Below are 11,826 nucleotides of genomic sequence, written 5' to 3'. Positions count from 1 at the left end.
CTCCCGGTGGGGAAAGTAGTCGTCATCACGGGAGCCGGTAGCGGTATCGGCCGGGCCACGGCGCGGGTGCTGCTGGACGCCGGTCATCAGGTCGTGCTGGCCGGCCGCAGACCCGAACAGCTGACCGAGGCGGCCGCGGGCCGGCCGAATGGCCGGGTGGTGCCGACCGATGTCACCGACGCGGAGTCGGTGCGGGCGCTGTTCGCGGACACCGTCGCCACCTTCGGACGGGTCGATGTGCTGTTCAACAACGCCGGAGTGTTCGGGCCCGCGGCCTCGATCGCCGAGATCGACGTCGAGCAGTGGCACACGGTGTGGCGGACCAATGTGGACGGGTCGGTGTTCTGCGCGCGCGAGGCCGCCCGCATCATGGCCGCGCAGCTGCCGCGGGGCGGGCGGATCATCAACAACGGTTCGCTGTCCGCGCACCGGCCACGCCCGCACAGCCTGGCCTACACCGTCACCAAACACGCCATCAGCGGTTTGACCGCATCGATGTTGCTGGATCTGCGTGCCCTCGATATCTGTGTGACGCAACTCGACATCGGCAACGCGGCCACCGATATGACGGCCGGATTCAGCGAGACACTGCAGGCCGACGGAAGGCTGGCCGCCGAGCCGACCTTCGACGTGCACCACGTGGCGGGGGCCGTGGCGCATATCGTCGATCTGCCGCTCGAGGTGTCGGTACCGCAGCTGACCGTGATGGCGCGCGCCATGCCGTACTTCGGGCGGGGGTGAACCGTGCCGGCGCGCTACGTCGTCAACTGCTCGATACTGCTCACCGAACACCCGCTGCTACAACGCCCGCAGGCGGCCCGGGACGCGGGCTTCGAGGCGATCGAATTCTGGTGGCCGTTCACCGAATCCGTGCCGGCCGATGCCGAGGTCGAGGCCTTTGTCAGGGCTGTCACCGACGCCGGTGTGCGGCTGGTCGCGCTGAACTTCGCCGGTGGTGACATGGGGGCGGGGGAGCGGGGGCTGGTATCCGATCCCGACCGCCGACAGGAGTTCCGGGACAACGTCGATGTGGCCGTCGGCATCGCGGAAAGGTTGGGCACCAAGGCATTCAACGCGCTCTACGGCAACCGCGTCGACGGTATCCCGCCCGAGATTCAAGCGGAGAACGCGACGGCCAACCTGGCCCATGCGGCCCAGCGGGCAGGCACGATCGGTGCGGACATCCTCGTGGAACCGCTCAGCGGTGTGCCCGGTTACCCGTTGCGGACGGCCGCCGACGTGATCGCGGTCCTCGACCGCGTCGGCGCGCCGACGGTGCGACTACTGGCGGATCTGTACCACCTGACCGTCAACGGTGATGATCTCGCCGGCGTCATCGAGGCGTATACCGAGCGGATCGGGCACGTCCAGATCGCGGACGCCCCCGGCCGCGGAGCTCCCGGAACGGGTGGAATCGACTTTCCCGGTCACCTGACGCACCTCGCCGCCCGCGGTTACCGCGGACACGTCAGCCTCGAATACCGCGCGGACGGCCCCGACCCCTTCGGGTGGCTGCCGCCCGCCCGACGGGGCGTCAGCCCGTGGGGTTAGCGCAAAAGAAATCAGAGCCGGGGCCCGAAGGCCACCGGCTCTGTTCTGGCAAATCGGATCAGCGCAGCGAGTCCTCGAACTCGTACCGCTGAGCCACGGCGATCAGTTCTTCACGAACCGTCGAATCGGGCATTGCGTTGATCCGCGCGTAGAGGCGTCGCCGGCTGTTGGCCCGCTTCACATCGGCGCGAAACTGCGCGAAAGACATTTTCTTCACTCCTCGAAAGTTCCCCGGGTCGCGGGGACTCAGTTGTTGTCGGTGCCCACCGGTCGGGGATCACCCGATATGTGGAACACCTCGATGCTCCTTGTTAATTCTGTGTAACGCAACTTTCTCGGTGTGAGATTCGCTACAGCCCAGGCGATTTGGGCGCGAAAACGTGGCGGCCGCCACAATCCTCAGTCCAGGATGCGGCGCGCCACATTGGTGGTCATCAGGTCGAGCAGTTCGTCGGCGCGCCCGGCCATGATGGTGCGGATCGCGTACAGCGAGAAGCCCTTTGCCTGCTCGACGGTGATGGCCGGCGGGATCGACAGTTCCTGACGGGCGGTCACCACATCCACCAGGGCCGGGCCGTCGTAAGCCAACGCCGCCGCCAGGGCGGATTCCAGGTCTGCCGGGTGCTCCACCCGGCGTGCGAACAGTCCCAGCGCCTCGGCCACCGCGGCGAAATCGGGATTCTTCAGGTCGGTGCCGAACGTGACGATGCCCGCGGCCTTCATCTCCAGCTCGACGAAGTTCAGCGACGAGTTGTTGAACACGACGAGTTTGACCGGGAGCCGGTTCTGAACGAGCGTGATCAGCTCGCCGAACAACATGGTCAGCCCGCCGTCACCGGCGAACGCGACCACCTGGCGGTCCCGGTTGACGGTCTGCGCGCCGATCGCCAACGGAAGTGCACACGCCATGGTGCCGTGGTTGAAGGACCCGAGCAGCCGGCGCCTGCCGTTCATGGTCAGGTACCGCGCCGCCCACACCACCGGCGAGCCGACGTCGACGGTGAACACCGCGTTGTCGGCGGCCAGCCGGTCGGCCACCGCCGCCACGTACTCGGGGCGGATGGGGGTACGGTCCCGGTCGTTGACCGCCAACTCGTCGAGCCGGCGCCGGGTCTTGCGGTAATGGTTCAGGGACCGGTCCAGATGGGTGCGGTCGTGCCGGGCGGTGAGCAGCGGCGCCAGCGCGGCCAGGGTGTCGGTGACCGTGCCGACCAGACCGAGATCGACGGGGGTGCGCCGACCCAGGTTCCGGCCGCGGACATCGACCTGGATGACGGTCGCGTTCTCCGGGTAGAACTGCCGATACGGGAAGTCGGTGCCGAGCATGAGCAGCACATCGGCTTCCTTGATGGCCTTGTAGCCGGAGGCGAACCCGAGCAGGCCGGTCATCCCGACGTCGTACGGGTTGTCGTACTCGACGAACTCCTTGCCGCGCAGGGCGTGCACCACCGGTGCCTGCAAGGTCTCGGCCAGCGCCACCAGCTGATCGTGGGCGCCCTGCACACCGGCCCCCGCGAGGATGGTGATGTTGTTGGCGCCGTTCAGGATTGCCGCCGCGCGGCGCAGCTCATCGTCGGAGGGGCGGATCACGGGGTGCGTGGGCAACACCGGGGTGACGCGCACATCGCCGATCTTGGACAGGAAGATCTCACCCGGGATCACCACGACGGCCACCCCGTTCTCCTCGACCGCCGCCCGCATCGCCATCTCCAGGACACGCGGTGCGGACTCGGCGGTGGTGACCAGCTCGCAGTACACGCTGCACTCTCGGAACAGCTCCTGCGGGCGGGTCTCCTGGAAATACTGTGATCCGATCTCGGCCTGCGGGATGTGCGCGGCGATGGCCAGTACCGGAACGCGGCTGCGCTGGGCATCGAACAGCCCGTTGATCAGATGCAGGTTGCCCGGGCCACAACTGCCCGCACACACCGCGAGTCGTCCGGTGAGCGCGGCGTCGGCAGCGGCGGCGAATCCGGCCGCTTCCTCGTGCCGCACATGCTCCCAGGCGAAGCCCTCCGAGCGCCGGATCGCATCGGTCAATCCGTTGAGGCTGTCTCCAGGCAATCCATAGACCCGTTGCACGCCGCTGGCGCTCAGGGTGGTGATGACGTGATCGGCGACGGTGGTCATGGCGTCAACCCTAGGTGCCGTGCACAAGTCACGGTCGGGTGCTAGACGTCCTGCGGTGAGGTCGGGACGCTGGTCAGCACATCGACGATGGAGGGATAGCTGGTCAGCGCCGCCGCTCCCACCGGGACCATCGCGACCGCCCATTCGTTACGTGGGGTGTAGGCGATCACGGCGAACGAGTCGTCGATCGCGTCGGCGGGTACGGCCTCGGCCGGAGCCTTGCGCGTGTAGGCGAACACACCGCCCTCGTCGATGGTGACCGACCCGCAGTCCATCTCGCCGTCATACCAATCGCTGCCGGCGACACCGGCGATGCTCTGGGCCAGCAGCGAGGCCGGCACCACCAGATAGCCCGCGATATCGTCCAGCGGCGCGCTGAGCCGGCCGGTGAACGTGCCCTCGCCCAGATAGGGCCCCGCGGGGGTGACGGTGGCCAGCTTCGGGATCGCCACCGGCACCGTCGTGACACTCACGTCGCCGTTCTCGTCGTGGATGCTGAAGGTGAAGCTGTCTCGGTAGACCGCCGAATCGGTGCGGTGCTGCTCGTAGGGCGTGTAGACCAACTGGACCAGATGCGTGTTCGCGTCGGTGGGCACGGCGACGACCGAGCCGTAGCAGGGCTGTGTGACGGTGACGTTCTCGTGTTCACCCATCTGGACGTCGAACACGACCTCACCGGTCGGCAGGAACGTCGCACCCGTGAACGCATCGAGGTGGCCGATGTCGATGGGTTCGGGCGAATGCGGCCCCCATGTCGTGGAGGCCGGGATGCCGACCGGCGGAACGGTGAGCGACAACCGCGCAGACGTGCGGGTGATGCCCTTGGTATCGGTCACCGACACCGTGATGGTGTCACTGGTCGGCTCCCGGCGTGCGGTCGCGAGGTCCCTGGGGCGATACACGATTCCGACGTACGTGCCGGGTGCGAGGCCGAACGCGGGCCCGGTCAGATCGGCGTTGCCGCCGGACAGGCGGGCGTCGACATCGAACGGACCGAACGTTCTGGTGCTGCCGTTCTGCGCCCCGGTGACCGCGATACCGGCACGCCTCGTGAGACCGTGAGCCACCGGGAAGAAGTAGACGAACTCGCCGAGGGTCAGACCCAGTTCATGGTCGTGGTCGAAACCGTACGGCCCGCACAGCGAGTCGGCCGGAAGCGCGCGAGGTGCGGGGCCGGCCGAGTCCCCGGGGGTGCCGGCGGCCCGTTTGACGTACCGCGTGTAACGCGCCAACTTCATACTCGTGCTCCTCGCCGTGACCAGGCGCTTTGCCTGCACCGCGACGCTATCGCCAGCCGCGTGGCGCATTCACGCGTAGCGCACTACGTGTATTCCACCGGGACGTCTCCGCGGGAGCGGCAGCACACCGGGTGGGGCCGAGCGGGTCGATGCGCTGCCGAGGTGGTGGCGGCCTTCGCGGCCGCCCTCGGCGGGTGACTCCGGCGGTACCGGTGTCCTGGCCTTAATATCCGGAGGTGACGGCAGTGAAGTGGGTCACCGCACAACGCGGGGTATCGGCGGGGCAGTTGGACGCCGCGGTCACCGCCGTCGACCGTCGGGGTGCGTTGCTGGTGGGGCAGGCCGGGGTGGGCAAGACCGTGCTGGCGCGCGCCGCGGCCGAGCGATTCACCCGGCGTCATCCCAAGGCGACCGTGCACTGGATTTCGGCGACCGCATCGGCGCGCCGGGTGCCGTTCGGCGCGTTCAGCCACCTGGTGGAGGTCACCGGGACCGGTGAAGCCGCCGCCCTGTTGACCCGGGCGCGGGCTGCGCTGTGTCCCGCCGGGGCGAACGTTCTCGTCGTCGTCGACGACGCGCATCTGTTGGACAACTTGTCCGCCACCCTGGTGCATCAGGTCGCGGTCACCGCCGCGGCCCGCCTCATCCTCACCCACCGATCCACCGAGCAGCCGCCCGACGCGGTGACCGCCCTGTGGAAGGACGAGCTGCTCGCCCGGCTGGACGTCGAGCCCTTCGACAGCACCCAGACCACCCGGCTGGTGGAGGCGGTACTCGGCGGTCCGCTGGAATCGGCCAGTGCCAACCGCATTTTCACCCTCACCGAAGGCAATCCGCTCTATCTTCGCCATCTGGTGGACGGCGCCGTACAGGCCGGGAACCTGCGCGCGGTGGACGGGGTGTGGCAGCTGCGCGGGGAGATGCCGCTGACCGCAGCGCTGAGCGACCTCATCTCGGGACACCTGTCCGCCATGCCGGATCCGGTGCGCACCGTGCTGCAGTACCTCGCGGTGGAGGAACCGTTGCCGGTCCGGGAGCTGTCCGCCGTCGCGGGCGGTGACGCGGTGGAAGCGGCCGAGGCGGCCGGAGCGGTCACGGTGGTGTCCCGCGGGGCGGAGCTGGTGGTGCAACCGGTCCATCCGCTTTATACCGAGACCGTGCGCGGATCGCTCGGGTTGCTGACCGCGCGGCGGCTGAGAACCGAACTCGTGGAACAGTTCTCCGCTCGCACCACCACTCACCTCAGCGACCGGTTGCGTTGGACGGCGCTGGCCATCGACAGTGACAGGGCGCCGGCGGTGACCGATATCCTCACCGCCGCCTGGCAGGCGATGCAGCTGGGCGACCTGGCGTTGGGGGAGCGACTGGCCCGTGGCGCCCTGGACCGGTCCGATGGATTGCCGGCCCGGTTGGCGCTGGCGCACTCGCTGTCCTGGCAGGGCCGTGGCCGCGACACCGACGACGCACTGTCGCTGGTCGATACCGACGCCTTGTCCGAATGGGAACTGACGGCCTGGCTGCTGCCCAAAGTGGCCAACCAGTTCTGGATGCTGCGTGAATCCGAAGAGGCGGTGCGCGTCCTGCACGAGACCCGGGCCCGGATCTCCGAACCGGCGCCGCTGAATACCATCGACGCGCTGGCGGCCACATTCGCGATGAGTGCGGGCCGGCCGGCCGAAGCCATCGAGATCGCCGGCGCAGTGCTGTCGGCCACCACGGCCGACGATCTCGCGATCGCCTGGGCCGCTTCGGCAGCGGCCCTGTCGTCTGCTCGGATGGGGCGGTTCGCCGACGTCGACACCTTCACCGAAAGATGCCTGTCGGCGGCACATCCGGGGCTGGTGCGCTATGCCAGTGGTCTCGGCCAAGTGCAGACGGCCCTGCTGACCGGCAATATCGCCCAGGCGGAAGACCTGGCGCGGCACTATCTCGGCTTCGCCGAATTCGAACAACCCGGCCGCGCCATCGGCGAGGTGATCCTGGGCCAGGTCCTGATCGCCAAGGGTGAGCTCGACGCCGCGGTGACCACGTTGCGCCACGCCACCGCCGCACTGCGGGACACCGGCTACTCCTGGGGCCCGATGGGATTGATGCATTTGACCAAAGCCCTTGGCCAGCAAGGTCTCGGTGCGGCTGCCGCCGAGGCTCTGCACCGCGCCGAGGCCGGCCACGGGATGCGTTCGCAACTGTATGCACCCGAATTGCACCTGGCACGCGCCTGGACCCTGGCGGCGGGCCGTGATCTGCATGGTGCGACGGCGGCTGCGCGGGCGGCGGTCCGGGATGCGCTGCGGTCCGGGCAGCGCGGTGTGGCGATGCTGGCATTCCATGACGCGGTTCGCCTCGGTGACACGGGCGGCGCCGACGGGATCGCCCGACTGTCCGCAGAACTGGACTGTGTGTTGGGGCACGCCGTCATGCGCCACGTGCAGGCGCTGGCCGCGCGGGACGGGACGGAACTGGATGCCGTCGCAGACGAGTTCGATCGACTGGGGATGGTCTGCGCAGCGGCCGATGCGGCCGCGCAGTCGGCGGTAGCGCAGGCCGCGGCGGGCAAACGCAAGGCCGAGCTGGCCGCGCGGGCGCGGGCCGCCGAGCTGGCCCAGCGGTGCGGTAACCTGCTGACCCCGGCGCTGGAACGGGTGGTGAACCCGCTGCCGCTCACCGGCCGGGAGCGGGAAGTCGCCATCATGGTGGCGACGGGCCTGTCCAACAAGGATATTGCCGAACGGCTCAGCATCTCGGTGCGCACCGTCGAAGGTCACATCTACCGGGCCTGCATCAAACTCGATGTGGAGGATCGCACGATGCTGGCCCAGGCGGTGGCAGCTTCGCGAATCGGGGGAACAGGGACATCGTGATCGAGACCCGCACTGCCACCGCACCCGAGATCCGGTTGCGGGCCGCCCCCGGCTACACCGTTCCGGAACCGGAAACGGTGTGGTTCAAGGCCCTCGACGGACACTGGCTCAATTTCAAGCACCTACCGCCGGCGCCGGAAAGGGCGGTCGACCGGGGCCCGGTGATCCTGGTGCACGGTGCGGGGGTGCGCGCCAACCTGTTGTGCCCGCCGACCACCCTCACCCTGCCGGCGATGCTGTCGGCTGCCGGGTTCGACGTGTGGATGCTGAACTGGCGCTCCAGTATCGATCTGCGTCCCATCGAATGGAACCTCGATGACGCCGCGGTTCTGGACTATCCGGTGGCGGTGAAGGTGATCCTGCAACAAACCAAGCGGGATACGCTCAAGGCGTTCATCCACTGCCAGGGGTCGTGTTCGTTCCTGATGTCGATGGTGGCGGGCAAGTTGCCTCAGGTGAGCACGGTGGTGGCGAACTCGTCAGGACTGCACCCCCTGGTGCCGTGGCCGGCGCGGATCAAGCTGCCCATCGCCATGTTCGCACTCGCGCCGTTCGTCGACTGGTTCGACCCGCAGTACGGCCTGTACGCACCCAGGTTCTGGCCCAAGGTGATGGACTGGATCGTGCGGTCGTTCCACCACGAGTGCAGCAACGCGGTCTGCAAGCACGCGAGCTTCGTGTACGGGTTCGGATTCCCGACCATGTGGAACCACGACAATCTCGACGACGAGACCCACGAATGGCTCAAGGGCGAGTTCGGTGCGGTCCCGGTCAAGGTGTTCAGGCAGATAGCCCGATGTGTGGCCAAGGGCCGGCTGGTGTCGATGGGCGACTACCCCGAGGAGGTGTTGCCCCGGGAGTTCGCCGAACGTAATCCCAAACTGGACACCACGTTCCACCTCATCACCGGCGCCGATAACCGCACCTTCCGGCCGGCGGCGATGAAGAAGACGGCATGGTTTCTCAACAGCTTCTCCGGCTCGGACCGGCACAGCTTCCACGAGTTCCCCGGCTACGGCCACATGGACATCTTCGTGGGCAAGAATGCGCATAACGACGTCTATCCCTACATCATCGCCAAGTTGAGTGAGTGACGTCATGCCGAAGCTCATTGTCGTGGTGAATCTCCTCTTCCTGCTCTGCTTTTCGGTGCTGGCCGGGGCGAGCGTGCCGGCGCTGCTCGATGCGGGCCCCGCCGTACCGCGGCACATCGTCGCGGCCGTCACCGTCACCGGCGCGGTCACCGGGACGGTCATGCTTCTCACCGAGATCTTCTCCGGTATCAGATGGGTGCCGGTGGTGGCGCTCGCTTCGTTGGCAACCGGGTGGTTCGTCATGGGTGACGACGCCGCGGCACCGACAGGCAGCGCGGTGGCGTGGCTGATCGGCTGGTGCGCGGTGGCGACCTGGTTCGGATACCTGGCGTTTCAGGGGCGGGAGGACCGATGACCGGTCTGCGATTCGGCGAGACGATGAGCGGAAGACTTGCGCCGCAGGAACCTTCGCCGATCGCCGGGTACGACGCGCCCGGGGCGCTGGCGGCGACCCTGCGGGCGCGCATCGACATCCCGGATCTCACGTTGTTCGTCGACGGCGGACTGCCGCATCGTGGGCGACTCGATGTCGAGCTGGACATCCCCGTACTCGGTACCCGACGATTCGTGGCCCACGAAGGTGAGTTCGAGTTGTTCCGGGCCGGCGAGGTGCCGTCGGGACGGCGCGGTTACTGGATGGTGTACGACGCCTTCCTCACCGACGGTGATCGCGTGTACCAGATGACCGGACGCAAGTATCTGCAACCCGGCTGGCGGTTGTACCGGGTGTGGCCGGACACCACGGTGCTGTTCGTGGTGCTCCGCGATGTCACCCACGGCGGACGCGTGGACGTCGGGGGACCGGTGGATCAGACCGTGCTGACCGCAGACCCTGGGCCCGCCACACCCGCCTGGCTGGCCGCCATCGACGTCGAAGAATCTGCCGCACTGCGCGATTACCGCAGGCCCAAGTATCTCGCCGGAAAGATCAGGATCACGCCGGCCGGATTCGGTGCGCAACTGTTGTCCATGCGTGCCATCGGCGCCCCGTGGTATCGCAGACCGTTCACGGTGGCCCGGTTCCTGTGCTTCTTCGCGGGTTCGCTGGTGCGGATCTACGTCGGCGGCTGACCGAACTCGTCGGCGGGGTGCGGTGCGCGACCGAAATCGGGTTCGGCCAGCAGATTCAGGGCAGAGCGGCGGGCGAACGCTGCGATCGTCAGGGACGGGTTGGGGCCGATCGGGCCGGGGAACACCGAACCGTCGCAGACCCGAAGCCCGGGCACCTCACGCACCCGACCGTAGGTGTCGATCACCCCCGCGGCCAGGTTGGTGTCCATCGGGCAGCCACCGACGGGATGCACGGTGATGACCCGCTCGAAGAAATCGGCGATCAGGTTGGGCGTGAACTCACCGCCGAAACCGGAGGCGATGGCGGCCATCCGCGTTCGCATCGCGTCGAAATAGGGTTCCGAGGTGGCGACCGACCAGTCGTTCTGCAGGACCGCGCCGCTGTCGTCCAGGGACAGCCGTCCGTCCGGTCGATCCCGTCCCATTCCCAGTAGCGGCATGAAGCCGGCCGAGAACGACCCATCCTTGAGGATCTGGTTGATCTCCGATGCGAGGTTGGGGTCCTTCCTGCGACCGAGCACGTCGCCGAGCTTGCGGCTCAGCACCATCCGCATCGCGTCCACCGCCATACCGCCGGCTTGGCCCAGTTGCATCAGCCATGCCGCGAACGCGGGATAGCCGGCGTCTTCGATGTACATACCCTGACCGCGTCCGTCACCCGGATAGTGACGGTAGGCGGTGATCACCGGGCCTTTGGTGCAGGCCAGGTCGCCGTCGGCACTGTGCACGAAGCCGAGGTAGTCGCCGTTGCCGCTGAACCGGGTGCCCAGGGCGCCGTTGTCGATATTGAACGTATCCTGCTGGCGCAGAAGCAGATATGTGCTACCCAGGGTGCCCGCCGCGAGCACCAGGCGCTTGGCCTTGACGGAGCGCTCGGTCGATGACCCTTCGTGATGTACCCGCACGCGGACGTCGAAGAGGTGGCCCTCCTCGGTCGAGATCGGGGTGAAACCGATGACCTCGGTGCGGGTGTGGATGCTCGCCCCGTGATGGTCGGCCAGCGACAGATAGGTGGTGTCCATGCTGCTCTTGGCGCCGTCATTGCACCCCAGGTCGCATTCGCCGCAGAGCCGGCAGGTGCGGCGGTGATAACCCGGGCCGTGAACGCTGCCGTAGGGTTCGCCGGTCAGCGGTGCTCCCACCGACGGGTGCCCGTCATCGTCGCGGAACCGGACCGCCAGCGGGGCGAGGACGGCCGGCTCACCGCCGTCGGCCGGGCGCATCTGCAGGAAACGGGTCGTCTTGGGCAGCTGAAATGCGGCGTCCGCCGGGCCGTTCGGCAGGGTCTGCACTCGCAGGAACTCGGTGACGGCGCCGTAGTGCTCGTCGAGGTGTCGGCGCGTCAGCGCCCACTGCTCGGTGGCGGTGCCGTCGGGAGTCGGCTGGGTGAACCACGACTCATCCTTGGGCAGCATGACATTGGCGTAGATCAGCGATCCGCCGCCGAGCCCGCTGGCGACGATGGCGTCGATGTTGTCGAAGCTCCACACATCGAACATGCCATGCAGTCCGGCGGCGGGATCCCAGAAGTTGAGGCTCACCCCGGCCGGATCTCGGGGGAACGATCCGGGTGGATAGGCGCGCCCCCGCTCCAACACGCAGACATCGCGCCCGGCCTTGGCCAACTCCGCGGCCATCACCGATCCGCCGAAACCACTTCCGACGATGAGTACCTCGGTGTCCGGTGGCAGTTCTTTGTCCAGTGGCATGGCGAAATCTCCGGGGGCGGTTGGCTGGTGCCTAGAAATTAGTCCACCACCCACGCCGAGCAGCGCCAACGCGCGATATCCATCCGTTCGGCGGACGAATGTTGGGATCGGTAGCGATCGGCGCGCACTGTACTTGCTCTCACAGCGACGCCACCGGGGCGGCGCACCATGA

General features: G+C 67.8%; 10 protein-coding genes. 6 read left to right on the top strand and 4 right to left on the bottom strand.

Annotated elements, in window-relative coordinates:
• Positions 1–6 precede the first annotated feature (6 nt).
• Both H7J86_RS06205 and H7J86_RS06200 read left to right on the top strand, forming a co-directional pair.
• Complete coding sequence (locus tag H7J86_RS06205; RefSeq protein WP_187098803.1) at positions 7–741, top strand: SDR family oxidoreductase; 735 nt, start codon at positions 7–9, stop codon at positions 739–741.
• 3 nt (positions 742–744) lie between these two features.
• Entirely contained in the window at positions 745–1,551 is an 807-nt protein-coding gene (locus H7J86_RS06200) for a hydroxypyruvate isomerase family protein (protein ID WP_267289929.1), read from the top strand.
• Between the two features lie 58 nt (positions 1,552–1,609).
• On the opposite strand, the gene H7J86_RS06195 is transcribed toward H7J86_RS06200, so the two are convergent.
• The 3 genes from H7J86_RS06195 to H7J86_RS06185 form a co-directional block, all read right to left on the bottom strand.
• Positions 1,610–1,759, bottom strand: coding sequence for a hypothetical protein (locus H7J86_RS06195; protein ID WP_090355121.1), 150 nt, complete (start codon positions 1,757–1,759; stop codon positions 1,610–1,612).
• Between the two features lie 191 nt (positions 1,760–1,950).
• Positions 1,951–3,681: a ubiquinone-dependent pyruvate dehydrogenase gene (gene poxB, locus H7J86_RS06190; RefSeq protein ID WP_267289927.1), complete on the bottom strand. Its 1,731-nt coding sequence runs from the start codon at positions 3,679–3,681 to the stop codon at positions 1,951–1,953.
• Between the two features lie 41 nt (positions 3,682–3,722).
• Positions 3,723–4,919, bottom strand: a complete 1,197-nt coding sequence (locus H7J86_RS06185) for a hypothetical protein (protein WP_267289926.1) — start codon at positions 4,917–4,919, stop codon at positions 3,723–3,725.
• Positions 4,920–5,155: 236 nt separating this feature from the next.
• Between H7J86_RS06185 and H7J86_RS06180 the strand changes: the two genes are divergently transcribed.
• From H7J86_RS06180 to H7J86_RS06165, 4 genes are read left to right on the top strand one after another with little or no spacing between them, the layout of a single operon-like run.
• Positions 5,156–7,780, top strand: a complete 2,625-nt coding sequence (locus H7J86_RS06180) for a helix-turn-helix transcriptional regulator (protein WP_267289925.1) — start codon at positions 5,156–5,158, stop codon at positions 7,778–7,780.
• On the top strand, positions 7,777–8,874 hold the full coding sequence (locus H7J86_RS06175; RefSeq protein ID WP_235683610.1) for an alpha/beta hydrolase family protein: 1,098 nt from the start codon (positions 7,777–7,779) through the stop codon (positions 8,872–8,874). Before H7J86_RS06180 ends, H7J86_RS06175 begins: the two co-directional genes overlap by 4 nt.
• Positions 8,875–8,878: 4 nt before the next feature.
• Positions 8,879–9,229 (top strand): hypothetical protein, encoded by a 351-nt coding sequence (locus tag H7J86_RS06170; RefSeq protein ID WP_267289924.1) that lies wholly within the window; start codon positions 8,879–8,881, stop codon positions 9,227–9,229.
• Positions 9,226–9,945 (top strand): hypothetical protein, encoded by a 720-nt coding sequence (locus tag H7J86_RS06165; RefSeq protein ID WP_267289922.1) that lies wholly within the window; start codon positions 9,226–9,228, stop codon positions 9,943–9,945. Before H7J86_RS06170 ends, H7J86_RS06165 begins: the two co-directional genes overlap by 4 nt.
• Here H7J86_RS06165 and H7J86_RS06160 read toward each other — a convergent pair.
• Positions 9,930–11,654: a GMC oxidoreductase gene (locus H7J86_RS06160; protein ID WP_267289920.1), complete on the bottom strand. Its 1,725-nt coding sequence runs from the start codon at positions 11,652–11,654 to the stop codon at positions 9,930–9,932. The two genes, H7J86_RS06165 and H7J86_RS06160, sit on opposite strands and share 16 nt — an antisense overlap.
• Between the last annotated feature and the right edge of the window lie 172 nt (positions 11,655–11,826).

The organism is Mycobacterium hackensackense (assembly GCF_025822555.1).
In the GTDB taxonomy this organism is placed as follows: domain Bacteria; phylum Actinomycetota; class Actinomycetes; order Mycobacteriales; family Mycobacteriaceae; genus Mycobacterium; species Mycobacterium fluoranthenivorans.
This window is presented reverse-complemented; position numbering and strand designations above follow the sequence as displayed.